Origin of the sequence: Hoeflea prorocentri, assembly GCF_027944115.1 — a bacterium.
GTDB lineage: Bacteria > Pseudomonadota > Alphaproteobacteria > Rhizobiales > Rhizobiaceae > Hoeflea_A > Hoeflea_A prorocentri.
The window spans coordinates 1,501,623-1,527,235 of record NZ_JAPJZI010000001.1 but is presented as its reverse complement, the minus strand read 5'-3'; the positions used below and the strand labels follow the sequence as shown (position 1 = coordinate 1,527,235).

Sequence of the window (25,613 nt, the reverse complement as noted above, 5' to 3'; positions counted from 1 at the left end):
GGCAACGTGGGGGTTATTCATTCGCAATAAATTGGATTTCGATTTTTAGCAACACACATGACCTCATCAACTAAAGGCCGCGACTTTGCACTGTCTCGCTCAAAAGGAATGCCAAGATTCTTCAATGACTGTTGAATAATCGAGACACATTCATCAAACGCCTCTTTCGAGCTGGTGACGGTACCCAGGTTTTCTAGTAACTCCCTGCAATAAGCGTCAGATTTTCTGTTCCCTGCACCTGGGAACATTTGTCTTTCAAAACGATATCGAAATGCGAGTAAAAGATAGAACTTGAATGATCGAATAACCCTCTCATCGATTGGGAGTCGTCTGATTGCAATCTCAAATCGATAATTTGTGAAAGCCGAGGTATAGTAGGCATCGGGTCGATGATCTTCCCGGAATACACGATCCCTGACCGTCTTCAAAAGAGTTCCTTGGTATCTCCCAGCCTGATGAGGCAAGTCACAGAACATTGAAGCGTATGTCTTCAACTGAATACCCTTGGTAACGATGCGACCTTTCTCAATTCCCTCGGTTCGAGCAAATTGCTTGCCTCGACGCTCGTAGTATAGCTTATATTCAGAATCCATAGATCCATAAAAGTCTTCCAAACCATGTTGAAACGGAGTGAAGGCCAGTAGGTCGTTTTCGTCCACAAGGGTCTGCTTATTAGTAGACTTTACAATTGCTTGGGCTACTTCTTCATCTTCAGTGTGGATCAGTTTAACCGGAACAAAAAGCCCGTCGCCAAGTATCTCTTTGTTTTCGTAAATCACATGACTCGTTTGGCAACCATTTACAATCTGATACTCCTCGAGACGATACTGACTAGATGTCGGTCTGATGCTCTTCGCGACGATGGTTATGCCGTTATTTCGAAGCACGAATTGGTCGAAATCACCCTCTTGAATCGTCTTAGCAATGTCCAAATTTACTGGATTCTGCCCTTGAAAATCTCTGACATTGTCAACAAACACTGACTTCATTATGTCACCATCATCGTCGATGAGTAACTTCAAGAACTCCGATGCTGGCAATATGCCAAGATAGGCGGCTTCCACGTCTTTAATCGTCGGAAGAGTAACCAAGCTGTCGATGCGAATTGTACGAGATATACTTGTTTTTGTACGCCTAAATAGCTGTTGTAATTCACGCGCCCCAAGGGGCTCAAATGAGACTTCAGAGAACAAATTGGTATCGAGTATTTCGTCCCTTTTACGGTCAATAATTTTCGTCAGGTAGTCATCGTTTTTCCAGTTTCCAGTGCAGGCGTAAAAGACCCTACATATAGGATTGTCTTTGAGTTTAGCGGCGTTTTCGAACACCCTATTTTTTATCTCCATAAACCGCCTAACATCGTCATTAACAGGCAGGTTGGGACTTTCCGAGAAAACCTCCTTTGCTAGATTGTCACCCAACGCCAGTATTGCAGCACCATCGAAACTATCCGATGATTTTGCCTGAATGATTATGAACTCAACATCTAATGAGCCATTTAACTCGAGCAGATCATCCACATTCTCCGCATCAAGCACCAACCTTCCGTTGACCTTGACCGCGTAAGCATCAATGTTCAAATCACCACCGTCACCGACCACATGTTCTTCGGTTGCGATTTCGTCAGGAAATCGAGCGAATAAGATACTGAAAGCCGCGAAATGCTCGAATTGTTTACCGGCACCTAATTCAGAAAAATTGTTGCTATCCGAAAACTCTTTTACCAAAGACCGTGTGACGGAATCCATTTTGCCGCACCTCCGAGTTTCAGATACCTGTTTCTCATAATTAGCACTACAGCTTATAGTTTAACAGCGACGTGGAAGTAGAAGCGCGGTACCGGTTGCCAAAGGCTCTTTTCGAGCAGGCGCATTTCGAATTCGCATTCCTGCAGAATGTCAACAGCTTTGCATTTAACCGAAGCAACGATGAACCAGTTTTTGAGTGGATTTGGGTACTGAATCAATGTGGACCACAGACAAAACGCGCAGAGCTAGAATCTCTCCTCGTCCACTCCGTGTAGCTTACCTAGTGCCTTCAAATCCTGACCACACACTTCTGGATACCATTTTTGATGAGTCGATGTCTCGATGGGGTGGTCGGAGAACACCAGTAATCATAACAGATGGTGCAACTATCAGAGATGTTGAATGGACTCTTCTCGACTTATGGGACGCTGATATCATCTACAGTTATGTTACGCTTGAAGACCAGCTTCACGACAGAATTGCATACTGCCTGTCTCCCTATTCGATCAAAGTACATCCAGCTGTTGACGAACTAAATGACCATCGGAGCTACCGACCTGAAGCTGATGAACTTAGATGGGCACTAAAGTCGGTATCGGTCCTTCCTCAGATTTCGAGAAATCAAGAAATCGGGGGCGGCTCAACAATTTTAGCCTTAGACAAGGAAAGAGGAAGCGAGTTAGGGAGGGATTTGATTGACTCTTTCGGGTTTCTGAGCAACTCGATGGTCGATATCAGGCTGTCTCCATACGCTAAAAGACTAAGCTTCCGACAACGTGGAAACGAGAGATATGCACCGCGTTTCAATGGGGATGATGTAATCTCATATATCTCTGATGTAGAGGAGCTTGAAAATCGCCTTGCTAGTGATCGTCAAATTCACGTACCCGCTCAAATGTCCGACATGTTTTGTCCATATTTGAACATACTACAGGAATACGACACTAGCTGGGAGGAACAACTCACCATTGTTGTTGGAGATTGCGCCGAAGACCGCATTCTATTTTGGAACGCGATTCACAGATATGCATCTTTGGACACCTTCAGAAGTAATCAAATATTTCGTTTTGATAAATCGCGATTTCAGCATGGGCTACCACCCTGGATAGAGCAACTGTGTAGCGGCGCAACAAATATGCGTCGTTTGCGCGGTAACGGCGCATCGCACATACGGATTGTGTCAAGTTCCGTTGACGCAGAGCAACTCAAAACAATCTCAAATAACATTAAAAACAGTGGCCATGTAATGTCGTCCAGCGACAAAATGGCAGCTCCCGATGTTTTCGAGCCACTTTCCAAAACAAATCCCCGAACCAAATATCGGCACAGCCATTTCCTGTGGCAAGCATGGAGTTGGCAGCACTATCGAAATACCGCAACAGTCCGCATTGAGCAAAACGAGGTAGATCTTCCATGTACGAAGCCCAAGCACACAGAAGAATTTCCGCTTAGTCCCGTCACAGTTGGCGCTTGGTTCTGCGATTTAAGCATCGAACGTACTGAGGACCACAGTAGATTTTCCAATATTATCCATCGATGGATGTTTCCGCGGCGACTTGCACTTCACAACGCCATAGAAGTCGAAAACCACGGGCAACGTCATATGGCCCTTCGCCCGACTTTACGGCCAACTGAAAGAGGGGAACTTTGCCTTTGGGATGATCCGCAATGGAGACGCCCAGTTATTAGAATCCCTCAGGACATCGATGCATTCTGCCGAGCACTAAGGATGCAACACCCAAATACAAAGGCCGAGTACAAATCTCATCACGGGAAACTGCCATATGCACGAATTGATTCGGTAACAGTATCAGACAAAGGACGCGATCTACTGGGTGTTCTCAAGTTCTTTGGAAATCTACATGAAGCTATCTGTTTCCTCACAAACCCATACCTTCTATTGCTCATATCTAAATTAATTACGGTGACAGTTTACTAAATCTCCAATTTAGATCAAACTCCACCTATGGCACGCCTCGCTCGCATCGTCGTTCCCGGTCTTCCCCATCACGTCACCCAAAGGGGCAACAAGCGGGAGAGGACGTTCTTCGAAGACGGCGACTATGCGCTCTATCTTGATCTTCTCGCTGAAAGCAGCGCCAGAGCCCAAACAAAGGTCTGGGCCTACTGCCTGATGCCCAATCATGTGCACATCATTTTGGTGCCGTCGGACGAGTACGGACTACGCCGCACATTCGCCGATCTGCATCGCCGCTACACCGGTTTCATCAATGCACGGGCGCGTGTCACCGGCCATCTGTGGCAGGGGCGCTATGGCTCCGTGGTCATGGATGAAGGACACCTGCTGAATGCTGTCCGCTATGTGACGCTCAATCCCGTACGGGCAAAGCTCGTCAAGCGTGCCCGGGACTGGAAATGGTCAAGCGCCAGGGCTCATCTTGCGGGAAAGGACGATGATGTCGTCACCGTTGCCCCTGTCCTTGAGCGAACCGGCAGGTTCAAGGCATTTCTGGATGAACCGGTCGATGAGGCAAAAGCCTATGGCGCCTTGCGCCGCGCCGAAACCGTCGGCCGACCGATCGGAGATACTGATTGGCTAAAGAGGCTTGAGCAGCAGACTGGACGGACGCTTTCTGCGCGCAAGCGGGGCAGAAAACCAATGAAAAAAGGGATTGAGTAAACTGTCACCGTGATTGTTTGCAAACCATGGGTTGAAGTGGCTCGCAACGTCAGTAAACTGCAGGGACAATCCTTAAGTCCGTCAAAGACATTGAATTCGCCAGCCGGAACAAACGACCCAGCAATTGAAAATAAGGTTTTTCCAGCATTCCGAGGGAAAGCGATAGCAATTCTGTGCTTTTTTACGATCGGTGTATGCATGATGCTCGGAATACTAAGTCATGAATACGGATGGGACTTGTTGTTTTTTCAAGGGCTGACCGGTGGCACATCGACCATAATGTACCGGCCCGCCGTTGTGGTCAGCCACGTTGGGCTACCTTTTTTTGCGCTACTTTCAATCTATTTCTTGAAGCGCTCGATATTTTTGACCAATGTCCTTGTCTTGTCTTCCCGAGGTATTGAATACGAGGGTTACGCAGTTGGCAAACCTGTGACGATCAACTGGTCCGAGTTTGCTAGCTGCGAAATCTACACAAACAGCTACAAACACAGACTAATCGGCATTCGCGTGAAAGATCTCGACGGTCTCAAAAACAGGTTAACTAAGTCTGATGTTCTTGCAAGATACATGCACTTTGACTGTTGGAAAAACGGCTACGGATTTTCGATATCAAATGGGTTGATTGACCAGAAAACAGACGAAATAAAGCGGCAAATTGACGAGTACGCTGAGTACTACCGGGCACTGGCGAGCGCAAGCGCTTCGACCATAAGCTAAAACAGTCAAGGAATTACGGTGACAGTTTACTAAATTCCCGCCACAAAGAGTTCAACCGCAGTTCTTATCAGATTGCGCGCGCTTCAGATATTGGCATCGCAGCTTCATCATTCCATCTCCATATTTGGGTTGAACCTTGCGTCGCTCCTGAATATGCGTGGCCAAAAATTCGAAGATGGTTTCTGATTCAATTCCGAATAGCGCGACGGACAGTTCTTCATCGCAATGCTGCGTAGAGTTACAGGCATGAAGGCTGTCAAAGAAAACCACAAGCAGGTCAATTTTCGCACCGCGACCATTTTCCTTCACGGCATCCGAAAAGGCTTCTTGGCGCCCTTTGTGAATTGCGTCTGTAATACCCGAAGAGCCGTGCGTTGCGTTTGCCAGATGTTGGACGGCATCATTCGCCTTCCGCCGCGCAACATAGAATGCCTCACGTTCGTCAACCAGACTGGTTGTGTAGAGATCAAACATTTCAAAGGATGCAGACTGCTGCGCGGTACGCCTGTCCTCCAGATCCCCGCGATATGTGTACAGGAAGGCAACGGCTGCAATGATGATGGACAAAACTCCGAGCCAGGATGTGACGATGTCCGACTTGTCCTTGAAGCTCAGGCGTTTTAGTTCATCTGAATCCGCGCTCGATTTCATGGCTCACTGCCCGTTTAATGACTTCGTCGCCTCTATACAACCTTAATCATACCCAACTATTACTTGCAACTATATCGACGGAGACTGTCCGCCAAGTCCCCGACTCTACCCGCCCGTCGGCAGCCCGGCGATCAGCACCGCGACGGCGATAAAAAACAGCACACTGCCCGCCAGCACGAAGACGTGCCAAATCGTATTGCGGAAAGGAGCGCCCGCCCCCGACCGGCGGTCTGGGCTTCTGCCTGATACCTAGCCACGTGCATGTCATCCTTGTTCCGTAGGACGAGGACGGCCTACAGCGGACCTTCGTCCATCCGCACCGTCGGTCACCGTTCTTGCACGGTCATTTGGTAAACCGTTTACCTAATTGAATTTTGGTATTTGCCGCGCGCCTAAGTTGAACCTATTGATGGAGTTGTTAGCACAAGCAGTTTGGTTACGGGCTTCCTGAATGTCTGGCCTATTGGCGCATTTATCGCAATTTCTGTTGTTCATACCAGCGATTATTTGTTTTGCAGTCGCCATGCGATCCGGCCTCTTTGGGGCTGCGATAGCGGCAGCTGTCTTCAATGTGCTGGCGATCGCCTACTTCTTGAGTATTCCTGCCGGTGACGATTTTGGGCACATAGGCGCACTCTGGATCTATGGAGTCGTCACCGTGACAACGATTATCGGCATTTTGTTGGGCCTCCTTGCTTCCGTGCTCCTGAATGTGATCCGTGGGCGTTTGTAAGCAATACTGAACCATCAAGAGCAGACGAATTACGGTCCGTCACCCATTGGGAATTACGGTGACAGTTTACTAAATCCGCAATTCAGATCACATTCCCGCCCATCGGCAGTCCGGCGATCAGCACCGCGACGGCGATGAAAAACAGCACGCTGCCGGCCAGCACGAAGACGTGCCAGATCGTGTTGTGGAACGGCAACCGCGCCGCCAGGTGAAATCCGACCCCCAATGTGTAGACGATGCCGCCGGCCGCAACCATCCAGAAGACCGCCGGGGAAAGCCCGGCGATGATCGGCCCGCCGGCGAGCAGCACGGCCCAGCCCATGACGAGATAGAGCATCAACGAAAACCATTTGAACCTGTGGGGTGCGAGCATCTTCAAAAGCGAGCCGACGGTCGCGGCGCCCCAAAGGCCCGCCAGAAGCCCGGTCGCCGACACACCGGAGACGAGCACGAAGGGCGTATAGGTTCCGGCGATTTTCATGTAGATCGCCGAATGGTCGAGCCGGCGCAGGAGGCCCGTCCATTTTGCGCTGTCGACCATGTTGTAAAGCGCCGAACAGGACAGCATCGCGATCAGCGTCACCCCGTAGACCGTCACCCCGACAATGGGAGCCGGCTCCATACGGAACAGGACCGTGAGCACGATCAGCAACGGCACCGCGATCATCGCCAGGAAAACCCCAACAACATGAACCACACCATCGCTAAGCCGCTCGGCGCGGCTGTATGCGGGGCGGATATGTCCTGAAGATTGCATCATGGTCTTTCTGTCTCGTGTTACGGAAGCGGCAGGATTGCCGGTCTTCCATGCCGGTTCATGCCCGGGCAAAGCAGCTTGGCACGGGGTGGCGGATTGCTCAATGCCCATGGCCAATCTTGCCCCGGCGAGCGGCCATGAGGTCACGGCGGCTGGTCCGGGAGCAACGCACGCCATTGACAACCCGGTCCTGAACCCGATCATGCGCCCAGCAAACAAAGGAGCCGCCCATGGAAAGCCTCGTTTCAACGGACTGGTTGAGCCGCAATATCGGTGAGCCGGATCTGGTTGTGCTCGACTGCCGGGTCCACATGGAGCCCCATGGCGAGAGCGGCTTTCGTTGCGAAAGCGCGCGCGCAGCTTATGACGCGGGGCACATTCCCTCCGCCGGCTTCGCCGATCTGATGGGCGATCTCTCCGTCGCCCACAGACCGGGCGCGTTTGCGCTCCCGGCTCCGGAACAATTCTGCGCCGCCATGGGCGCTCTCGGCGTCGGCGACCGTTCGCGCGTCGTGCTTTATGACGGGCTGATGTCGATCTGGGCCGCGCGGGTCTGGTGGATGCTGAAATGGGTCGGTTTCGACAATGCAGCGATCCTCGACGGCGGCTTTCCCCGTTGGGAAGTGGAAGGGCGGCCGCTCTCCACCGATGCCGACAGGCATCCAGAACAGACATTGACACTCAACCTCAGACCCGGACTGGTGGCCGATGCGGAGGAGGTCAAATCGGTGGTGGCCGCTGGCGGCGCCTGCCTGATCGACACCTTGCCGGAGGCGCATTTTTCCGGCGAAGAGAGCCTCTACGGCCGGCCCGGCCACATCCCCGGCGCGGCGAACCTCTTTGCCGGCGCGCTTGTCGACGAAGCCGGCCGGTATCTGCCCGAAGACGCGCTCGCCAAGCTGGTCACCGGGGATAAACAGGAGCGCCAGATAACCTATTGCGGCGCGGGCGTCATGGCCTCCTCCAATGCCTTCATCATGTCGCGCCTCGGCTTCAAGGATGTCGCCGTCTATATGGGCTCGCTGCAGGAATGGCTTGAAGACCCGGACAACCCGATGGAAACCAGCGGCTGATAAGGCGGCTCACACCAGCCGCGCTCTTGCGGTTTGCAGGAAGCGTGAGAGCTCCAGCCCGAGGCTCGCCTCGATATCGACCTCAAGCGGCAGGTCTTTCTCGAACAGGGCTTCCAGCTCCGCAAACCGCCAGGCGATGACGCGATTCTCCTCCCTTGCCGTGACGGTGACCGGTGCGGTGTAGTCCTTGCCCCTGTTCAGGAATGCCGCCCCGCCAAGAAAGCGGCCCTTGCCCAGGCTGTCGACGACATTCCCGTCCATCTCGACATCGACCTGCCCGTCGACAATGACCGTGAGATGCTCGACCGCGTCGCCCTGACTGAGCAGCTTTGTGCCGGTCGGAACAACGGACCAGGTGCCCGTGCGAAACAGCCTGAAAGCCTCGCGTTCGCGGATATTGCGGAATGCGAGCTGGTATATCCGCCTTTCCTCGTCGGTAAAGGGCACGGGTCTGCGATCGAGCGCAAGCTTCGTGATCCAGAAGATGTTGATCGCGATAAAGACGATATTCCAGCCGATCGGAGCCCAAAGCGGCGCGGCCTGGAAATAATAATAGGGCATGAGCAGCGTCGCGCCGGCAACGGTCAGGATGCGCAACCACAATATGTCCCTGACCGAATAGGAAAAGAGATAGACAACGTTGGCGACGCTCACCAAGACATCCAGCCCGAACATGCTTTCGACCCCTCACAGAATTGCGTGGGGTCATCCTATGCCAGCCTATTGCGTGGTCCTAGGGCGTCTGCAAGCGTCAAAGGCCGACCGGCCGGGGATCACCCGACCCTGATCGAAACGACCTTCAGTTGTCCGTTGACGATTTCATAGACAACGGTGACCTGATCACCGACCTTGAATGCACCGATTTTGATGGATTTGGGAATATGAAAGGCGCGGTGGTCGATCACGATGATCCGCGCCTGAACGTCGATATAGGTGATGCTGGCGGTGATTTCCGCCGCCCATGCGCTGATCAGGCTGGCCATCATCATCGCGGCGGTGGACGCAACAATCAGAAGTTTTCTCATGTGATCGATCCCTCTCGGCTGGTTCTCAGCTCCAGTTTTTCGCCCCGGCAACCACAATGCCCGCGTTTCGAAAACGCGACAAGCGCAAACATCACGCGTCCGCCCCCGGCATGGCCAATCAATTACGGTAACAGTTCACCAGTTTCCCAGTTCCGGACGGTACGGCGTCCGCAAATGCCCCTCACCCCACAACAAAGGACGGCACGACGTTGCCCTGTTTCGCCACATTGACGATCTCCATTTCCGAGACGCGGGTGAGATAGCCGGCAAGTTCGCCGCGCGCGACCAGCGGGTCGGTATCTTCGAACATGGCGCGTGGCGGCAGGCCAGGCTCGGCGGCGGGATAGAGGATGCTCTTTGTCGGAACGCGTTCCTGGACGATGAAATCCCCGGCAAGCGCGACGCGAACCGCCGCCTCCCATGACGAGGCATCGTGATGCCAGCCGAGTTCGACCCCGTCGCCCTTGGCCGCATGGGTGGGTTTCAAGACCAGGCTCTCCCGATTGGAAAGCACATGATCGATGAGATCGACCCGGCGACCCTCGGCGTCCAGCATCTTGCCCTCCCGCACCAGCCGGCCCCAGGGCACATGATCCCGGATAATCGCTTGCTCCGCCGCCGACAGGCCGAGATCGACATCCGGATCGGTGATGAGGGCAAAAAGCGCCTTGTGGCCCATCAGTTCGGCGCGGAACGGGTTCACCATGCAAACGGCATTTTGCTGGAGCGCATCGAGCAACGGCTTGAGCGTATCGCGCGCGGCCAGCACATCGCGTGTCAGCATCAGGCGGTAGACGAGATCGACCTCTAGCCCGCCGGCGCGCAAGCGATGGCCGTCGAATTCCAGCGCTTCAGGCACCTCCGCGACAATGTCGGCAATCCCGGCCTCGCGCAGCGGGGCATTATCCTCGGCAACGGCCTTGGCGGTGGTGCCGAAATTCCTGAACCATCCGATCACGCCGACGGTCGGCGCATGGCTGCCGCCCCAATCGCGCCAGGCATCCATCAGCGCCTTGCCCACGGCCGGCTGAAGCTTTAACGGCCTGAGCGCAAAATCGCTGCTGACGGCCTGAAATGTCTCCAGCGTCTGAAAAACCGCCGCCAGGCGGTCGCTATGGCCGGCGCCGCCCGGGCAATCGGCATTCAGCTCGATGAAGTTGAGCCCGGCTTCTGCCCGGAACCCGTCAAGCCGCGTGATTGCACCGTGGTCGGCGCCCGCCGGTTCCAGATGCATGAGATCGCCGATCCAGTCATAGAAACGCCCGAGATGATCGGCCTCCCGCTCACGGTTGGCGACCACATGGTCGCGGGCGCGCGCAATGGCACCCGAAAGGACGGTGACAACATGACCGTGCCGCTCCAACTCGCTGCCGGAGACAAAATGCGGCCGCGCGACGGTGCAGAGCGGACGGTCGCGGATCAGCAGCCGTTCGTCTCGCTGCGCAGCCAGCAGGCGTTCCATGTCCTGTGCGCCGGCTTTCGCCAGCTCTTCATCCCAGCGGTCGGTGACTTGACGAACAAGGCTCATGCGCGTTTCGGCCCCTGTTGGCGTTCCGCATTGGGGCCCGCCGCACGGCCAGCCCAGACCGAAGACTACCGGTGCGAAACCGGTGGATCAAGAAACCAGGCCCGCACGTGGATCGCACCGGATTACGGGCGACAACGCGCCAAATCCCGAGTGCGGTGAGGGTCTCGCTCATGGCACACGGGGCCAAACAGTCCGTCGCCGCTGTTAATTTGACCCCGGACGCATTCTTGCCCTTGCCCGCGCACCCAAACTCCAATATGACCCGATCCCGTAATGTTATGTTGTAACATTACCTACTGAAAAACCAATTGAGGTTGAAAATCATGCGTAAAAGCTTTGCCAAAATTTCCTGCGCGTTTCTTGTCGGCGGCGCGCTGCTGACGACGGCCCTGCCCGTTGCGGCCGAGACGAAGGACAAGACATCAGCCCACAGTCACAGCCACAAGCATGACCACGGCGACGAAAAGACCGTCTACAAAGGCTATTTCGAGGACGATCAGATCAAACCCCGCACCCTTGCCGACTGGCAAGGCGACTGGCAGAGCCTTTATCCGCATCTCCAGGACGGCACGCTGGACAAGGTCATGGCGCACAAGGCTGAAGGCGGCGACAGGACCGCCGATGAATATCGCGCCTATTACGAAGTCGGCTATCGCACCGATGTGGACCGCATCGTCATTGCGGACGGCAGCGTCACATTCTACCGCGACGGCAAGCCGCTGGAAGCGCGCTACGAAGATGACGGCTATGAAATCCTGACATACAAGAAGGGAAATCGCGGCGTCCGCTTTATCTTCAAGAAGGCTGAGGGCGATGAAGATGCACCGCTCTACATCCAGTTCAGCGACCACAGGATCGCCCCGGAAAAGTCGGATCACTATCACCTCTACTGGGGAGACGACCGGGCGAAAATCCTTGAGGAACTCACCAACTGGCCGACCTATTTCCCGGTAAGCATGAGCGGCGACGACATCGCCCACGCCATGATGGCCCACTGATATTCCGAACCTGATACGCGACAGACCTGAAAGGCCCCGGCGGCACGTGTAGCGCGCCGCCGGGGCTTTGAGCTACAGCATCAGGCCTGGATTGTGATACGACGTTGTGAGTGAAGCGGCCCCGACAAGACACTGCCCTAAGGGCCCGGGTCAGCGGATTTATGCATGGGGAAAGCAATGACAGACCTGTTCGATGCGCATTTTCACATCTTCGAACCCGGTTTTCCGATGCACGAAAACAACGGGTATCTGCCGCAGCCCTTCACCTTGAGCAATTATGACACATGGCGGAACAACCTGCATGTCTGCGGAGGCGCGGTCGTCTCAGGTTCGATGCAGGGCTTCGACACCAGCTACCTTTTGCATGCCCTTGCGCATCTGGGGCCCGGTTTCGTCGGCGTGGCGCAGATTCCCCCTTCGCTGACTGACGAAGAGATCCTTGCACTGGACCGGGAAGGTGTGCGCGCAGTTCGTTTCAATGTCCGGCGCGGCGGGTCGGCAACGCTTGACCAGATCGAGCCCCTAGGCCAGCGGGTCTTCGACCTCGCAGGCTGGCATGTGGAACTCTATATCGATGCAAAGGATCTTCCCGACCTGATGCCGGTATTGTCAGGCCTGCCGAAAGCCAGCATCGACCATCTGGGCCTGTCCGAGGACGGCCTGCCGCATCTGCTCCGCTTGGTAGAGCGCGGAGTAAAGGTCAAGGCAACAGGTTTTGGCCGGCTGGACTTTGACCCATTGGGCGCACTGCGCAAAATTCATGACGAGAACCCGCATGCGCTTATGTTCGGAACCGACCTCCCATCCACCCGGGCCAAGAGACCGTTTCGCGTCGAGGACGTCGATCTCGTTCTCGACAATTTCTCAACCCGGGACAGAGCGCGCATCCTGCGCGAGAATGCGGCCGGGTTTTACGGCATTTCACTCCAGTGCCCGGCTTGAGGTCGGTTCGCCTCCTGAGCCATACCGCGCCACACACGGGAAGAGGCAGAATCATGGAAATCAGATTTGCGGCAAACATTGCACTGAGCATCGGCATGCTGCTGGCGGCGGCATCCGGCGCACACGCCACCGCAGACGGGCCGGATTTTTTCATGGTGCGCGATGTCGCCGCCAATGATGTCCTCAATATCCGCACTGAGCCGAACCCGAGGGCACAGAAGATCGGCGAGATACCGCCGGACGGCGACGGCATCCAGAACCTTGGATGCGAGGGCGGGCTGAGCTTTGCCGAATGGCTTGAGGCGACGGAAGCGGAGCGCGATGCGTCGGAGCGCCGCGTCTGGTGCCGGATTGCCTATGACGGCATCGTGGGATGGGTTGCCGGACGGTTCCTGACGGAAGGGTCCGAACCGGTCGCGAACGCGGCGGTCTCAGAGCCGGTGCGCTGGGCCCTGCTGAAGATCAACGGGCAGCCCCCGAACGCAGAAGCCTTTGTGACCTTCGCTCCTGACGGCTCGGTGTCCGGATCAACCGGCTGCAATCAGTTCACAACCGCTGGCAGTATCGACAGCAACGCGTTGTTCATCAAGGGACCGGTCATGATGACGAGAAAGGCCTGCCCAGACGAGGCGCTGGCGACCCAGGAAAAGACAATCCTCGCCGCGCTTCAGGGCCGGATTGACATTGTGTTCAGCCCGTTTTCTGATGAGCTGGCGCTTTCCAATCCGCAGACAGGCGTCACCCTGCGACTCTCGCCGCTGCGTCCCTAGGACAGGATAGACCTTAACCCATAACCCACCAGGACTGCTTTGTGAGACTGCCTGGCGACTGATCGATCGCGATTGCGCACCCGCTGCAAGCACCTCACCGCTTGGCAAGCCGCGCCTGCGCCCTTCCGACCTGCCGCCACATCTCGACAAGCGAGCCGTAGCAGTGGCCACGCCGGTAAAGGCGCCTTATGCCGCCACCGGTCGGCCAGGAATAGTAGCTCCTTTGCGTTTCATCCTGCTGGCGGCCCGGCACGTGGCCCTTGCGAAGCATGTCGATGCATTCCAGCAGCAGACCGGCCCCGCAATCGCTGCATTTCTGCGACAGGGAAATCACCGAGTCCCCCTTTTCGATCGGAACGGTGCCCTGAGAAAGGATGTTCCCCGTATCAAGTGCCTCATCCACCCAGTGAACCGTCGCACCGGTGGTCTCATCGCCATTAGCCACCGCCCAGAAACACGGCATCAGGCCGCGGTTCCTCGGCAGCAGCGCCGGATGCATATTGATGGTGCCGCGCGGCGGCATCTCAAGGATCGGCTGGCGGATGACCTGGTTGAAATAGTTTGACACGATCAGATCGGGCGCCCACGACCTGATCTTTGCAAGCACCTGCTCACTATGAGGCCTGGCGGTCGCAACCACCGGGACACCAGCTTCCCGCGCCAGCGCTTTCAGCGAACCGAAGCCGGCGGTTTTTCCCCGAAGCCTCAGGCTCAAGGCTCCCAGCTTGGCCATCCACAAATGAATGAGCCAGCCGCCGCCATAGCGCCATCCCATCTGCCGTCCAAGCTGGCGGATCGCCTCGGCATCGCTCTTTCCGCCGATCATCGATGTCGAGCAGACAATGCCCTTCACCTCATCGCCCAGTTGGCGAAGCAGTTCATGGGTGACGACATTGGCCTCCGGCAAATCATAAGTCAGTATGACGATGTTCATCCTGCCCCCATACGATCATTGTCGCGCATTGATTATTGCCGCGAATGCCATCGGCGAACACCCCTTTTGGTTTCATGCCCGGTCGTCCCGCGATTCTGTCAGCAACGCAATGGATGCGCGCAAACCGCCCCGCTGCTTGCCAATATTCGTCCACGCGGATCGCCCATAGTTACTAATATTTCGATTTCAATACTCGTTTTTAGAAGTATTTGTAGCTTTCACTACATAAAAAACAGGCAAACAGAGCTTCAATAGAACATGTAAGATTGCAGTATGTCCCCATGGCTCTCCCCGGTCACCGGGAATGGTTCAAAGGGCGATACCGCAGGAATGAAGCCGGGTAACGAATAACAGGATCCACCCACAGACATTGCATTGGGACCGCAAGACGACCGGCAGGGTCAAACCCCGCCGGCGAGCGGAGAACCTATGCGCAACGATCCAGCGCGGCCGAAGGGCCGTCCAGTCAAGGCATGCGGCACAGATGAGCAGTGAATTCTTCGAAACAATGACAAGCCTGACAATCCTCGGCCTCCTGTCGGGCATCCTCGCCACCTTCGCCTACATTCCCTATATTCTGGACATCTCACGCCGCCGCACGAGACCGCAACGCGCGTCCTGGCTGATTTGGTCCGTGCTCGGCACAATCGCGTTCTTCTCGCAGGTCTATGAAGGCGCAAGCGGATCTTTGTGGTTCGCCGGTGTGCAGGTCTCGGGAACAGTCATCATTTTCTGCCTGTCGATCCGCGTCGGCGTCGGAGGCTATCTGAAAAGATCCGACTACATGATCCTTGCCTGCGCCGCCGCCGGGCTTTTGCTGTGGTACAACACCGATAACGCCGCCTACGCGCTGGCGATCACGATTTCGATCAGCCTGCTTGGCGGCAGCGCCACGGTTCTCAAAGCCTATCGCGATCCCGGCAGCGAGACGATGGTCACCTGGGCCGTTTCCCTCATCGCCTCAGTCTGTGCCATGCTGTCGGTCGGCGGCCTCGACCCGATCCTGCTTGCCTATCCGGTCTACCTGTTCACCCTGAAAGGCTCGATTGTCCTGGCGATGATCCTCGGCCGGAGCCGGCGGCGACGCACGGCCTGGGGACAAGTCGAGCAGGATGCGAAGGCAACAACGGCGACAGCCTGACTAGAGTGCATCTTCTCAGGCCGCCCGGCTGATCAGTCGTCAGGCTGCGGTTTGCCGGTAGGCTTTCCGATCCCCCGATAAAACTTGTCCGTTTCGGAAAGCACGATGTCTCTGACCGTTTGCGTCAGATGCTGCGCCTCAAGTGTCATTTCGGTGCGCCGCGCAGTCCCCAACAGGGCAGCCCGCCTGATTTTGGCCTCTACGATCGCCGCCTCGATCCGAAACTGCGCCACCCGGTGGCTTTCCCAGGCGTTTTGCCAGCCAAAGAAAGCTGGAAGCGCAACGGTAATCGCGCTCAACACCGCAAGTCCGGTGATCAGATGCTTTTTTTGGTAACCCAGGATTGTCTGCGATTGCTCGCTTAAAGACGCAGAAATATAGGTGATCGCAATGGTCGCCAATATGGTCACTACGCCCGTGGTGCGAAAGGCAATCATCTTCCAGTAGGCATGTGTTTCATACCAATCAAGCATTTTGTCAGCATACACAACAGCTTGATTCAGCGCGTCGAATTCATTGCCCATAAAGTCCCCCCACTGCCGACATTTGTATCCCCATGATACCCGCGCCGACCTCAGTAAAGCTCTCGGTGTGGTCAAGCGTCAATAGATAAGAAGCGCCCTGCTCCTTCCATGATGTTGCGGCACGCAATGGGCTTCAACGGGTCCGCAGGAAGCCAGCTCCTACATCGGGACGACCAGAGAGGACGCAATGACAGATCCGTCGCGGTGTGAGATAGGAAACGCCGCGAACAGGCCCCGCGCACCGAGCGGCGTAATGGCCGGTGCCTGCCAACGAAGGGGCATCGATACGCGGCGTCTGCTGACTGTAACCGATACGGGCACCGCCTGGACAGATGTGATGTCCGTTACGGCCAGCGGCCGGCATGATTACCGCGGCGGCCCCTGTCAGCCGTGAGCACACGCCGGATGACGTGAGGCAATCCTGATACAGGTGCGGATAGCCGCCCCTATTTCGCCTGCATCTTGTTGACCATCTTGAGAACCGTGCGGCGCGGCAGCAGCGGGATCATCCAGTTCATCAAGAAGCTTAGTTGCTTGTCATTGATGCTGACCAGTTGACCCCGCATCATCGCATCATAGCCGAACTGTGCCACTTCCTTGGCCGTCGCGCCCTTCTTTACGAGATCCGTGCCTTCAAGACTGGCAACCTGCGCGAACTCGGTTTCCACATAGCCGGGCGCAAGCACAGAGCAGGATACACCTTTGGACTTCAACTCCTGGTCCACGGCCTGGCTGTAGGAGTTTACGAACGCCTTTGTGGCGAAATAGACAGACTGCAACGGCCCCGGCATGAAACCCGCCGTCGAGCCCACATTGAGGATTTTTCCGCCGCCACGCGCCGCCATGTCCTTGGCGAACAGATATGTGAGTGTCACAAGGGCTTTAACGTTGAGATCAATCATCGCCATTTCCTCGGCCAGATCGCGCTCTGTATGCACGCCATGACCGCCGAACCCAGCATTGTTGATCAGGATATTCACCTGCTGGCCGGCTGTCTTGACGGTCTCGTAAAGCTGATCGGCCGCGCCCGCGGCGCCAAGGTCCGCAGCGTGGACATGAGCGGAGATCTTGCTGCTCTCCTCAAGTTCGGCCTTCAGCAGATTGAGCGCCTCTTCACGCCGGGCAACAAGGATCACATCGCCGCCTTTTGAGGCGTGGTAGCGGGCAAATTCAGCGCCGATGCCGGACGATGCGCCGGTAATGAGGGCGATATTGGACATGGATTGGCTCTCCCCTGTTTTATTGCCGCAGATCCAGACGACAAAGCGCCCGTCAACGGGTTACCTGCTTAAAATGTAGGAACAGAAGCCTTCAGAGCAAACCCGGATAGACCCTTAGTCGCCAAGCGCCCTTTCCGCGATACTGTCAAAGACCCCGTCAAGCTCCGCCGCCAGCGCTTTGAGATCATCCCCGCCTTCATCCATATAGGGCGCGAAAACGAAGCTCGGCGTTTTCCAGGAGAGTGTCGCCCCACCGCCTTCATCTTCGGTCACATAAAAGCGGATGGGTGCTTCGATACCGGCAGCAACACTGGCGGCGAGCATGCGCCGCGCATAATCGTTGCGATAGACGCCGATCACACGGTTGCCTGGAATCGTGAAACCCTGCGCCTCCGCTCCCACAGAAGCGCTTGCCTGTGTAACAAGCCCCATCTTTTCCGCCTTGATGGCTGCTGCAAGCCGCTCAATAAGCGCGGAATAGGCAATATCGGTCTTAAACACCTGCCAGCCTTCCCTCGGCATGACCGACTGAGCGTTGGCAAGAGCCGATGACAGGAACAGGGTGATCAGGCCGCAGATCAGAAAACGCATGGCTTATCCTTCTGGGTTTATGAGGATGACGCGCAGAGCACGGTATCTACCTTACAATCGGTCGATCAGCGCCGGACGGCAAACTTGACGCAATCCCATCACATATCCGCGAGCGCTGCACTCTAGACAGTGCTGCCTGTTTCCTGTTTTTGGCCAGATGCTTACACGCTCAACTTCATACTGTTTTGAAAGACGATCAGGGAGCCCTCGGCAACGCGCAATTGACAATGACCGATGCCTCGGCACCAAATGACTGATCGCAGGTATGAAGGCGACTCAGTCTCACGAGCCCGGGAACGACGACCGATGATCCAAAGACGCGGTTTTTTGATAACAGGCGGCGGTGCTGCTCTTTGCCTGACGGCCCTGACATGGACAAATGTACCGGCCAACGCCGCCGCAAGCATCGTCACCGGCAGGGCGCTTGGCCGGGTCAACACCTATCGGCGCAGCAAAAAACGCCCCAACCTCGCCTCCGATCAGGCACTTGGGCGCGCGGCCCTCGCCCATTCAAAGGCAATGGCGAAATCCGGCCGGCTCAGCCATGCTAAGTTCCGGTCGCGCCTGCGCAGTTTCGGCATACGAGGCGCGGCGGCAGAAAACGTCGCCATGGGCCAACCTGACATCGCATCCGTCATCGCCGCATGGCAGAACTCGCGCGGACACCGGCGCAATATGCTTGGCAACTTCAGCCGTGTCGGTGTCGCCGTCGCCCGCGATCCCGCAACTGGAAACCGGCCCTATTGGACCATGATCCTGGCGCGTTAGCACTTATAGGCGATCGTACAGCGCGGATTGTCGCTGGTGATCACCTGCACCGGTCGGCGTGAGCGATCACGGCCGCACATAAGCGAGCGGCCCTTGGCCTCTGGAACCCCGCCATAGATCGGCAAGACCACCCCGGACCGTGTCCGCGTCTGAACCCGTCCCTGACTGGCATAGACACTTTTCGCCATCTCACAGGTCATCGAATTTGTCAGTTGCTGGGCCGCCGCGTACTCCGTTGCCATCAAGCCGCTCGCTCCGGCCGTCAAAGTCGCAATAGCCATTGTTAAAACTCTCATCGCACCGCTCCTGCTGTTTGAGTCATGTCAAACCTGTGTGTCGATATGTGTCTGCCCGCCTTTACCGGCAATAGGGCGATGTGCCACGCCAATTTCGCGACCTGTCTTTCGTCTTCGCAGGATTGAGCACTTCCAGGAAAGGGGCTTCTACGATCTCCTTCCGAACATGGTTCCGACACCGGTCCGGTTGCCAAACTCATCCCTCTCGCAGACAATACGCTGATGGGGGAAACAATCGAGCTTCCTTTGTGGCTTGTGGTGCTTGCAGGCGTTCTGGCGCTGATCGCGCTGATCGACCGGCTGTTGACGCCTTCCGTGCGCTGGTTCCTGCATCGGCGTGCCAACCGCGCCATCGACGAACTCAACACAAGGCTGAAACTGAAGATCCGCCCGTTCGGGACAACGGGCCGGCGCATCGTCGTCGATCGCGTGGCGCACGACCCGGACGTCCTGGCCGCGGCAGAAGAACATGCACGCGAAGAAGGCATGCCCGTTGAAGTGGCCATGGATATGGCTGAACGCTACGCACGCGAAATCGTACCCGCCTTCAACGCCTATATCTATTTCCGCATAGGAACGCGCCTGTGCCGCTGGCTGTCGACGGCGATTTACCGGGTACGTCTTGGTTATTCGGACACCGAAGCACTCGCGGCCGTGCCGGCGGACTCCTCCGTCGTCTTCGTCATGAACCACCGTTCCAACATGGATTATGTGCTCATGACCTATCTTGCCTCGGCATCGACAGCCCTTTCCTATGCGGTCGGGGAGTGGGCGCGCCTGCCTGTATTACAAACCCTTATCCGCGCATCCGGCGCTTACTTCATCCGCCGCAACGCCCGTAACCGGCTTTATCGCCGCGTGCTCGCCAGCTATGTGCGCATGGCGACCGAATCCGGCGTCACGCAGGCGATTTTCCTTGAAGGCGGCCTTTCCCATGATGGCCGGCTGAGGCCGGTCAGGCTGGGCCTCCTGTCCTATATTCTCTCCGCACCGGAGCTGGCCGGACGCGATACGGTCTTCATTCCGGTCGGGCTCAACTATGACCGCGTGCTGGAAGACCGCTCACTCATTGTCGCAGACAGCGGCCAGGCCCCGCGCACAACGGCGCAAAAGACCGCGACAACGCTCGCCTTCCTGTGGAAGAACCTGAAACTGCGCCTCGCAGGACGCTGGCATCGTTTCGGTTACGCCAGCGTATCTTTCGGTCATCCGGTATCGCTCAACGCATTCCTTGCGGAAAGGGGCGTCAAACATTGGGCTGCGATGGACAAGAATGAACAAACGGGTTTCACCGAAGACCTCGGCACACGGCTTATGGATGATGTGGGAAAGCTGATCCCTGCCCTGCCCGTCTCGCTTGTCGCAGTCGCATTGCTCGATGCAGGCAAAGAACCGCCCGACCGTTTGAGCCTGAAAGCACGCGTTGATGCCCTGATCGACCGGCTGATCGAAAACGGCGCCCATGTTCACGTTCCAAGAGCGGATCGGGACTACGAGGTCACTGTCGGCCTGCGCATGCTCACGTTGCGGCGCATCGTCACCGAGGCCGATGATGGCACATTGCATATCGCGCCGGGCGATGAGCCGCTTGTCGCCTATTACGCCAACGCCATCCGGCATTTGCTGTGAACCGCTGAACCATACCGGACATCGCCTTTGACGCGACAACGGAAAATCTATTAGTTCTTTAAAAACAAAAGAATAAGAAAAACCCTCCGACCAGATACGCACATTTACCAAGAAACAAAGCTTCCGCGAAAGCTGGTTGTTCCCCTCAAAGGCACAGCTTAAGGTTATGCATACAGGACTATGTACAACCAGCGTGGCAAATCATGTCTTCCAACAATACAAACCGCCCGCTTCGAACGATTGGCCTGACCATGGCGGTAATCGGTGTTGCCTATTACCTGCTTATCTCAATGATCGGAGGCCAATGGGCAAAGCCCGATGCACTTACACCCGGCAAGGCGCTCGCGGCGCGCTGGGACAATGTTCAATTCGGCTCAATGGGAATGGCGGGGCTGGGAACCTATTCCCGCGATATGCCGGTCTGCGGCCTTTTCACCCGCGACTTTTGTGTGGTTGATGCCAATTCAATCCGCCTCGAGGGTACGCGTATCACCATGAAAAACTATCAGGCGCCGAGATTAAACGGCGTATGCGAGGCCGAACGGCAACTGGCGAAGGAGGCCCGCCAGCGGCTGAGTGAGTTGCTGTCTTCACAGCCCTTTTCCACCAACCCGGGCGATTTCGGCATCGATGGGCAGCCTGCCTACGCTTTCCTTTCCATCGGTGCACATGACCTTGGCACGATCCTGGTCAGCGAAGGCCTCGCCATCAAAAAAGGATACTCGAACAATACCTGGTGCGCGGAAACCGCCGGCAGTGGATTGAAACAGGCTGGCGCACAGGACAAGGAAGCGCGCAAGGAAAGAATAGCCGTCGCCGTCACCGCTTTGACGATGGCCGACAGGTGCGATTTCGAACTGGACCGCACGGCGCTTGTGGCATGGACCAATCTCGGCGGCGAGTTAACGCGGGACGAACAGCTTTATTCAGAAGAACTCTTCAAACGCGCGAGCCAATCGGAAAAAACAACATCGACATTCAAATGTATGGCCTGGCGATACCGCGCCAGCAGCCGAGGCTGGTTGCCCCAATAGCCGGAGCGATTGTCTAAAGAACAAATCAGGAAACAAAAAACCCCGCGCGTCCGGTGCGCGGGGTCTTCCATGTCGTTGGTATCAGTCGATCAGGTCGAAGCGATCCGCATTCATGACCTTGGACCAGGCAGCCACGAAGTCCTTGACGAACTTCTCCTGATTGTCGTCCTGAGCATAGACTTCGGCATAGGATCTGAGGATCGAGTTTGAGCCGAAGACGAGGTCGACCCGCGTCGCCGTCCACTTCACATCGCCGCTCTTGCGGTCGCGCACCTCGTAGCTGTTCGCGCCGGTCGGGACCCAATTGTAGGCCATATCGGTCAGGTTGACGAAGAAGTCGTTTGTAAGCGCCCCTTCGCGATCGGTGAAGACACCGTGCTTGCTGCCGCCATGGTTTGTTCCCATAACACGCATGCCGCCGATCAAAGCCGTCATCTCAGCCGCCGTCAGGCCCATAAGCTGCGTGCGGTCGAGCATGAGCTGCTCGACAGGCGTGGCGTAGTCTTTCTTCAGCCAGTTGCGATAGGCATCATGGATCGGCTCAAGCGGTGCAAAGGATTCTTCATCCGTCTGCTCATCACTCGCATCGCCGCGACCGGGATGGAACGGGACAGCCACGTCAAAACCTGCTGCCTTTGCAGCCTGCTCGACACCGACATTTCCGCCAAGGACAATCACATCGGCAAGGCTCGCGCCCGTGTCGGCTGCAATGCCCTCATAAACCGCGAGCACCTTTGCAAGACGCTCAGGCTCATTGCCTTCCCAGTTCTTTTGAGGGGCAAGACGGATGCGTGCACCATTGGCGCCGCCGCGCATGTCTGAGCCGCGATATGTGCGTGCGCTGTCCCAGGCCGTTGTAACCAGTTCGTTGACGCTCAGGCCGCTGGCTTCAATGCGCGACTTCACATCGCCTACATTGTAGTTCGCATTGCCTGCCGGGATTGGATCTTGCCAGATCAGGTCTTCGGCAGGAACATCCGGGCCTATATAGCGGGCCTTGGGACCCATGTCCCGGTGGGTCAGCTTGAACCAGGCACGCGCGAACATCTCGCTGAAATAGTCCTGATCCTTATGATACCGCTCGGAGATTTCCCGGTAGATCGGATCCTTGATCATTGCCATATCCGCATCGGTCATGATCGGGCTATACCGGATCGACGGATCCTCTACGTCCACCGGCTTGTCTTCTTCTGCGATATCGACAGGCTCCCACTGCCATGCGCCTGCCGGGCTCTTCTTCAGTTCCCAGTCATATTTGAACAGAAGATCGAAATAGCCATTGTCCCATTTGGTGGGATGCGTGGTCCAGGCTCCCTCGATGCCGCTGGTCACGGTATCACGCCCAACGCCCGACTTGTTCGGGTTGATCCAGCCGAGGCCCTGTTCGAAGACATCCGCGCCTTCCGGTTCGGCTCCGAGGACTGACGCATCGCCATTGCCGTGAGCCTTGCCGACCGTGTGCCCGCCGGCAGTCAGCGCCACGGTTTCCTCGTCGTTCATACCCATGCGGGCAAAGGTTTCACGCACGTCAAGCGCGGTGCGCAGCGGATCGGGCTTACCGTCAACGCCTTCCGGGTTGACGTAAATCAGTCCCATCACAACAGCCGCAAGCGGATTTTCCAGAGACTCCCGGTCGTCCGCCGACTCATAACGTTGATCGGTCAGCCATTCCTTTTCAGCGCCCCAATAGACATCCTTTTCCGGATGCCAGATATCCTCGCGGCCAAAACCATAGCCGAACACTTTCAGGCCCATGGATTCGTAAGCCATATTACCGGCCAGGATGAGCAGGTCGGCCCAGCTCAGCTTGTTGCCGTATTTCTTCTTGATCGGCCACAGCAATCGCCGGGGTTTGTCGAGGTTTGCATTATCAGGCCAGGAATTGAGCGGTGCAAAACGCTGGTTTCCGGTGTTGCCGCCGCCGCGGCCATCTGCCGAACGGTATGTGCCGGCCGCGTGCCAGGCCATGCGGATCATAAGACCGCCATAGTGGCCCCAATCAGCCGGCCACCACTCCTGGCTGTCCGTCATCAGGGCACGGAGATCGGCCTTGACTGCTTCAACATCCAGCTCCCGGACGGCGTCACGGTAGTTGAAGTCAGCCTCCATGGGATTGGTTTTGCTGTCGTGCTGATGGAGGATATCCAGGTTCAGCGAATTGGGCCACCAATCCGCATTGGCGTCGCCCAGGATCGTGTTTCCACCATGCATAACCGGACATTTGCCGCGCGTATCAACAGACATTTCATTCATATCAAGCTCCAGAATATTGGTAGGATGTCACAATCGTCCGACAGTCGCCTGCTTCCCGAAGCAGCACATCTCGTAGTAAGTGGCATTGGATCGAAAGCGCCTAGTCTGGAACCAATATAGATAGAAAATTCAATAAAAAGAAATTGTATTTTCTAAAACATGCGATAAGAATTTCTTATGGCTGACATATCGATGAAACACCTTCGCTATTTCGATTCCCTGGCCCGTTACGGCCACTTCGGCCGTGCGGCGGAAGCATGTTCAATCAGCCAGCCCGCGCTGTCCGTTCAGGTCAAAGAACTGGAGGAGATCCTTTCCGTCATGCTTGTTGAAAGAGGCGGGCGGCAAATCCAGTTGACCAATACCGGGCGTAAGCTGGCCAACCATGTCAGGAACATCCTGCAATCCGTCGAAGACCTCGATGGCATCGCCCGCGCGTCAAGAACCCCGCTCGGCGGTCAGTTGCGCATCGGTATCATCCCGACGGTCGCGCCCTACACCCTACCGGCGTTCATCAAGGGACTGACGGCGCATTTTCCCGGTCTGGAAATCATGCCGCGGGAAGCCGTCACCCAGAAGCTCATCATGGAGCTGATGCACGGGCGTCTGGATGCAGCCGTACTCGCCCTGCCGATCTCGGATCCCTTGCTCAACGAACTGCCGCTGTTTAACGAAGAGTTTGTATTGGTTCGCCCGGTCGAAGACGCGGATAAGCCCGTGCCACGTCCCGAGATGCTGCGCGAAATGCGTTTACTGCTGCTCGAAGAAGGTCACTGCTTTCGTGATCAGGCCCTGTCCTTTTGCAACATATCACTGTCATCGCCGACGGAGTTGATGGAGGGAAGTTCGCTCTCAACACTGGTGCAGATGGTCGCTGCAGGCATCGGCGTCACCCTCATCCCGGAGATGGCCGTGCCGATCGAAACCCGTTCGGCTTCGGTTTCTACCGCCCGCCTGCCCGGTCTAAAGGCCAGCAGAACGGTTGGTTTCGTCTGGCGCAAAACAAATCCCTTGTCCGATCAACTCACTCAAATCGCGGAGGTTTTTCGAAGCGCCTGCACAAACCAGCCCGTACCGTGACGCAAATTCTCGCCGGATTCTAAAACGTCCTGTCACAAACCGCCCTGCCCGTTCGTCTTAGTGTTGTGCCGTCTCGCACCGTATGAACATCACAACAGCGGAGATATTTCGATGGGCCTTACACGTTTCAACATTCGCAAAAGCGCTCCCCACATCATCCGGGGACTTCTGGACATGGAAACCGCCATTGCCGGCTCGAAGATCGAGCCCAAACTCAGACACCTGATCAAATTGCGCGCTTCGCAAATAAATGGCTGCGCCTATTGCGTTGAAATGCACAGCCGTGAAGGCCGCCAGGAGGGCGACACACTGGATCGCCTGGCCGCAGTCATTGTGTGGCGGGACACATCTCACTTCAGCCCCGCAGAACGCGCAGCGCTCGCCTGGACGGAAGCCCTGACGGATGCATCGAGCCGGGCAGATCTCGATCGCATTTTCGCCGATCTCGAAGCCCATTTTGACATTGAGGAGATTGCCGCAATCAACGCCTGTATTGCTGCCATCAACGCCTGGAACAGGCTCGGTATAGGCGCGCATGGAACGCGGGCGGCCTGACG

General features: G+C 56.3%; 26 protein-coding genes. 14 read left to right on the top strand and 12 right to left on the bottom strand.

Going from position 1 to position 25,613, the window contains the following annotated elements:
• Window positions 1-17: 17 nt before the first annotated feature.
• Window positions 18-1,748 (bottom strand): AIPR family protein, encoded by a 1,731-nt coding sequence (locus OQ273_RS07055; RefSeq protein ID WP_267989762.1) that lies wholly within the window; start codon window positions 1,746-1,748, stop codon window positions 18-20.
• A gap of 202 nt (window positions 1,749-1,950) precedes the next feature.
• Between OQ273_RS07055 and OQ273_RS07050 the strand changes: the two genes are divergently transcribed.
• From OQ273_RS07050 to OQ273_RS07040, 3 genes are read left to right on the top strand one after another with little or no spacing between them, the layout of a single operon-like run.
• Window positions 1,951-3,687, top strand: coding sequence for a hypothetical protein (locus tag OQ273_RS07050; protein WP_267989761.1), 1,737 nt, complete (start codon window positions 1,951-1,953; stop codon window positions 3,685-3,687).
• 27 nt (window positions 3,688-3,714) lie between these two features.
• A complete protein-coding gene (locus tag OQ273_RS07045; RefSeq protein ID WP_267989760.1) occupies window positions 3,715-4,389 on the top strand; it encodes a transposase in 675 nt (224 codons plus the stop codon).
• Between the two features lie 36 nt (window positions 4,390-4,425).
• Window positions 4,426-5,109 carry an STM3941 family protein gene (locus tag OQ273_RS07040; RefSeq protein WP_267989759.1) on the top strand — a complete coding sequence of 228 codons (684 nt, stop codon included), beginning with the start codon at window positions 4,426-4,428 and terminating at the stop codon, window positions 5,107-5,109.
• Window positions 5,110-5,160: 51 nt separating this feature from the next.
• Here the strand turns inward: OQ273_RS07040 and OQ273_RS07035 are convergent, their stop codons facing one another.
• Complete coding sequence (locus OQ273_RS07035) at window positions 5,161-5,760, bottom strand: hypothetical protein (protein WP_267989758.1); 600 nt, start codon at window positions 5,758-5,760, stop codon at window positions 5,161-5,163.
• A gap of 451 nt (window positions 5,761-6,211) precedes the next feature.
• Here OQ273_RS07035 and OQ273_RS07030 point away from each other — a divergent pair, with 451 nt between their 5' ends.
• Window positions 6,212-6,493 (top strand): hypothetical protein, encoded by a 282-nt coding sequence (locus tag OQ273_RS07030; protein ID WP_267989757.1) that lies wholly within the window; start codon window positions 6,212-6,214, stop codon window positions 6,491-6,493.
• An 82-nt stretch (window positions 6,494-6,575) separates the two neighbouring features.
• On the opposite strand, the gene trhA is transcribed toward OQ273_RS07030, so the two are convergent.
• On the bottom strand, window positions 6,576-7,250 hold the full coding sequence (gene trhA, locus OQ273_RS07025) for a PAQR family membrane homeostasis protein TrhA (protein ID WP_271292093.1): 675 nt from the start codon (window positions 7,248-7,250) through the stop codon (window positions 6,576-6,578).
• A 230-nt stretch (window positions 7,251-7,480) separates the two neighbouring features.
• Between trhA and OQ273_RS07020 the strand changes: the two genes are divergently transcribed.
• Entirely contained in the window at window positions 7,481-8,323 is an 843-nt protein-coding gene (locus tag OQ273_RS07020) for a sulfurtransferase (RefSeq protein WP_267989755.1), read from the top strand.
• 9 nt (window positions 8,324-8,332) lie between these two features.
• Here OQ273_RS07020 and OQ273_RS07015 read toward each other — a convergent pair whose 3' ends face one another.
• The 3 genes from OQ273_RS07015 to OQ273_RS07005 form a co-directional block, all read right to left on the bottom strand.
• A complete protein-coding gene (locus tag OQ273_RS07015) occupies window positions 8,333-8,977 on the bottom strand; it encodes a cyclic nucleotide-binding domain-containing protein (protein WP_267989754.1) in 645 nt (214 codons plus the stop codon).
• 119 nt (window positions 8,978-9,096) lie between these two features.
• A complete protein-coding gene (locus tag OQ273_RS07010) occupies window positions 9,097-9,348 on the bottom strand; it encodes a DUF1344 domain-containing protein (RefSeq protein ID WP_267989753.1) in 252 nt (83 codons plus the stop codon).
• A gap of 181 nt (window positions 9,349-9,529) precedes the next feature.
• Window positions 9,530-10,876, bottom strand: a complete 1,347-nt coding sequence (locus OQ273_RS07005; protein ID WP_267989752.1) for a hypothetical protein — start codon at window positions 10,874-10,876, stop codon at window positions 9,530-9,532.
• Window positions 10,877-11,199: 323 nt separating this feature from the next.
• Here OQ273_RS07005 and OQ273_RS07000 point away from each other — a divergent pair, with 323 nt between their 5' ends.
• The 3 genes from OQ273_RS07000 to OQ273_RS06990 all read left to right on the top strand — a co-directional run bounded on the left by OQ273_RS07000 (window position 11,200) and on the right by OQ273_RS06990 (window position 13,586).
• Window positions 11,200-11,874 (top strand): metal-binding protein ZinT, encoded by a 675-nt coding sequence (locus tag OQ273_RS07000; protein ID WP_267989751.1) that lies wholly within the window; start codon window positions 11,200-11,202, stop codon window positions 11,872-11,874.
• Between the two features lie 177 nt (window positions 11,875-12,051).
• Entirely contained in the window at window positions 12,052-12,816 is a 765-nt protein-coding gene (locus OQ273_RS06995) for an amidohydrolase family protein (RefSeq protein WP_267989750.1), read from the top strand.
• Between the two features lie 53 nt (window positions 12,817-12,869).
• Entirely contained in the window at window positions 12,870-13,586 is a 717-nt protein-coding gene (locus tag OQ273_RS06990) for an META domain-containing protein (protein WP_267989749.1), read from the top strand.
• A gap of 94 nt (window positions 13,587-13,680) precedes the next feature.
• On the opposite strand, the gene OQ273_RS06985 is transcribed toward OQ273_RS06990, so the two are convergent.
• On the bottom strand, window positions 13,681-14,520 hold the full coding sequence (locus tag OQ273_RS06985; RefSeq protein ID WP_267989748.1) for a methionyl-tRNA formyltransferase: 840 nt from the start codon (window positions 14,518-14,520) through the stop codon (window positions 13,681-13,683).
• 484 nt (window positions 14,521-15,004) lie between these two features.
• Between OQ273_RS06985 and OQ273_RS06980 the strand changes: the two genes are divergently transcribed.
• The gene (locus tag OQ273_RS06980; protein WP_267989747.1) at window positions 15,005-15,661 is read left to right on the top strand and encodes a hypothetical protein; all 657 of its coding nucleotides are present in this window, start codon (window positions 15,005-15,007) and stop codon (window positions 15,659-15,661) included.
• A gap of 32 nt (window positions 15,662-15,693) precedes the next feature.
• Here OQ273_RS06980 and OQ273_RS06975 read toward each other — a convergent pair whose 3' ends face one another.
• The 3 genes from OQ273_RS06975 to OQ273_RS06965 form a co-directional block, all read right to left on the bottom strand.
• A complete protein-coding gene (locus tag OQ273_RS06975) occupies window positions 15,694-16,185 on the bottom strand; it encodes a hypothetical protein (protein ID WP_267989746.1) in 492 nt (163 codons plus the stop codon).
• A 446-nt stretch (window positions 16,186-16,631) separates the two neighbouring features.
• Window positions 16,632-17,405, bottom strand: a complete 774-nt coding sequence (locus OQ273_RS06970; RefSeq protein ID WP_267989745.1) for an SDR family NAD(P)-dependent oxidoreductase — start codon at window positions 17,403-17,405, stop codon at window positions 16,632-16,634.
• Window positions 17,406-17,519: 114 nt separating this feature from the next.
• Window positions 17,520-17,996, bottom strand: coding sequence for a DUF302 domain-containing protein (locus tag OQ273_RS06965; protein ID WP_267989744.1), 477 nt, complete (start codon window positions 17,994-17,996; stop codon window positions 17,520-17,522).
• A gap of 306 nt (window positions 17,997-18,302) precedes the next feature.
• On the opposite strand from OQ273_RS06965, the gene OQ273_RS06960 reads away from it, so the two are divergent.
• Entirely contained in the window at window positions 18,303-18,764 is a 462-nt protein-coding gene (locus tag OQ273_RS06960) for a CAP domain-containing protein (protein WP_267989743.1), read from the top strand.
• Here OQ273_RS06960 and OQ273_RS06955 read toward each other — a convergent pair.
• Window positions 18,761-19,060, bottom strand: coding sequence for a hypothetical protein (locus tag OQ273_RS06955; protein WP_267989742.1), 300 nt, complete (start codon window positions 19,058-19,060; stop codon window positions 18,761-18,763). The genes OQ273_RS06960 and OQ273_RS06955 overlap by 4 nt on opposite strands.
• Window positions 19,061-19,282: 222 nt before the next feature.
• Here OQ273_RS06955 and OQ273_RS06950 point away from each other — a divergent pair, with 222 nt between their 5' ends.
• The gene (locus OQ273_RS06950; RefSeq protein ID WP_267989741.1) at window positions 19,283-20,689 is read left to right on the top strand and encodes a 1-acyl-sn-glycerol-3-phosphate acyltransferase; all 1,407 of its coding nucleotides are present in this window, start codon (window positions 19,283-19,285) and stop codon (window positions 20,687-20,689) included.
• Window positions 20,690-20,892: 203 nt separating this feature from the next.
• Window positions 20,893-21,723: a hypothetical protein gene (locus OQ273_RS06945; RefSeq protein WP_267989740.1), complete on the top strand. Its 831-nt coding sequence runs from the start codon at window positions 20,893-20,895 to the stop codon at window positions 21,721-21,723.
• A gap of 81 nt (window positions 21,724-21,804) precedes the next feature.
• Here OQ273_RS06945 and katG read toward each other — a convergent pair whose 3' ends face one another.
• Window positions 21,805-23,967, bottom strand: a complete 2,163-nt coding sequence (gene katG, locus OQ273_RS06940) for a catalase/peroxidase HPI (RefSeq protein WP_425493408.1) — start codon at window positions 23,965-23,967, stop codon at window positions 21,805-21,807.
• Window positions 23,968-24,153: 186 nt separating this feature from the next.
• Between katG and OQ273_RS06935 the strand changes: the two genes are divergently transcribed.
• The gene (locus OQ273_RS06935) at window positions 24,154-25,056 is read left to right on the top strand and encodes a hydrogen peroxide-inducible genes activator (protein WP_267989738.1); all 903 of its coding nucleotides are present in this window, start codon (window positions 24,154-24,156) and stop codon (window positions 25,054-25,056) included.
• A gap of 111 nt (window positions 25,057-25,167) precedes the next feature.
• Window positions 25,168-25,611: a carboxymuconolactone decarboxylase family protein gene (locus OQ273_RS06930; RefSeq protein WP_267989737.1), complete on the top strand. Its 444-nt coding sequence runs from the start codon at window positions 25,168-25,170 to the stop codon at window positions 25,609-25,611.
• The last annotated feature ends 2 nt before the right edge of the window (window positions 25,612-25,613 follow it).

What these genes read in the sequence shown, in the direction of transcription:
- OQ273_RS06995 (WP_267989750.1), top strand. Translation starts at nt 12,052, where the DNA reads ATGACAGACCTGTTCGATGCGCATTTTCACATCTTCGAACCCGGTTTT.
- OQ273_RS06935 (WP_267989738.1), top strand. Translation starts at nt 24,154, where the DNA reads ATGGCTGACATATCGATGAAACACCTTCGCTATTTCGATTCCCTGGCC.
- OQ273_RS07055 (WP_267989762.1), bottom strand. Translation starts at nt 1,748, where the DNA reads ATGGATTCCGTCACACGGTCTTTGGTAAAAGAGTTTTCGGATAGCAAC.
- OQ273_RS07045 (WP_267989760.1), top strand. Translation starts at nt 3,715, where the DNA reads ATGGCACGCCTCGCTCGCATCGTCGTTCCCGGTCTTCCCCATCACGTC.
- OQ273_RS07005 (WP_267989752.1), bottom strand. Translation starts at nt 10,876, where the DNA reads ATGAGCCTTGTTCGTCAAGTCACCGACCGCTGGGATGAAGAGCTGGCG.
- OQ273_RS07030 (WP_267989757.1), top strand. Translation starts at nt 6,212, where the DNA reads ATGTCTGGCCTATTGGCGCATTTATCGCAATTTCTGTTGTTCATACCA.
- OQ273_RS07000 (WP_267989751.1), top strand. Translation starts at nt 11,200, where the DNA reads ATGCGTAAAAGCTTTGCCAAAATTTCCTGCGCGTTTCTTGTCGGCGGC.
- OQ273_RS06955 (WP_267989742.1), bottom strand. Translation starts at nt 19,060, where the DNA reads ATGAGAGTTTTAACAATGGCTATTGCGACTTTGACGGCCGGAGCGAGC.
- OQ273_RS06930 (WP_267989737.1), top strand. Translation starts at nt 25,168, where the DNA reads ATGGGCCTTACACGTTTCAACATTCGCAAAAGCGCTCCCCACATCATC.
- OQ273_RS06990 (WP_267989749.1), top strand. Translation starts at nt 12,870, where the DNA reads ATGGAAATCAGATTTGCGGCAAACATTGCACTGAGCATCGGCATGCTG.
- OQ273_RS06980 (WP_267989747.1), top strand. Translation starts at nt 15,005, where the DNA reads ATGAGCAGTGAATTCTTCGAAACAATGACAAGCCTGACAATCCTCGGC.
- OQ273_RS07020 (WP_267989755.1), top strand. Translation starts at nt 7,481, where the DNA reads ATGGAAAGCCTCGTTTCAACGGACTGGTTGAGCCGCAATATCGGTGAG.
- katG (WP_425493408.1), bottom strand. Translation starts at nt 23,967, where the DNA reads ATGTCTGTTGATACGCGCGGCAAATGTCCGGTTATGCATGGTGGAAAC.
- OQ273_RS06975 (WP_267989746.1), bottom strand. Translation starts at nt 16,185, where the DNA reads ATGGGCAATGAATTCGACGCGCTGAATCAAGCTGTTGTGTATGCTGAC.
- OQ273_RS06985 (WP_267989748.1), bottom strand. Translation starts at nt 14,520, where the DNA reads ATGAACATCGTCATACTGACTTATGATTTGCCGGAGGCCAATGTCGTC.
- OQ273_RS07035 (WP_267989758.1), bottom strand. Translation starts at nt 5,760, where the DNA reads ATGAAATCGAGCGCGGATTCAGATGAACTAAAACGCCTGAGCTTCAAG.
- trhA (WP_271292093.1), bottom strand. Translation starts at nt 7,250, where the DNA reads ATGCAATCTTCAGGACATATCCGCCCCGCATACAGCCGCGCCGAGCGG.
- OQ273_RS06970 (WP_267989745.1), bottom strand. Translation starts at nt 17,405, where the DNA reads ATGTCCAATATCGCCCTCATTACCGGCGCATCGTCCGGCATCGGCGCT.
- OQ273_RS06950 (WP_267989741.1), top strand. Translation starts at nt 19,283, where the DNA reads ATGGGGGAAACAATCGAGCTTCCTTTGTGGCTTGTGGTGCTTGCAGGC.
- OQ273_RS07010 (WP_267989753.1), bottom strand. Translation starts at nt 9,348, where the DNA reads ATGAGAAAACTTCTGATTGTTGCGTCCACCGCCGCGATGATGATGGCC.
- OQ273_RS06965 (WP_267989744.1), bottom strand. Translation starts at nt 17,996, where the DNA reads ATGCGTTTTCTGATCTGCGGCCTGATCACCCTGTTCCTGTCATCGGCT.
- OQ273_RS06945 (WP_267989740.1), top strand. Translation starts at nt 20,893, where the DNA reads ATGTCTTCCAACAATACAAACCGCCCGCTTCGAACGATTGGCCTGACC.
- OQ273_RS06960 (WP_267989743.1), top strand. Translation starts at nt 18,303, where the DNA reads ATGATCCAAAGACGCGGTTTTTTGATAACAGGCGGCGGTGCTGCTCTT.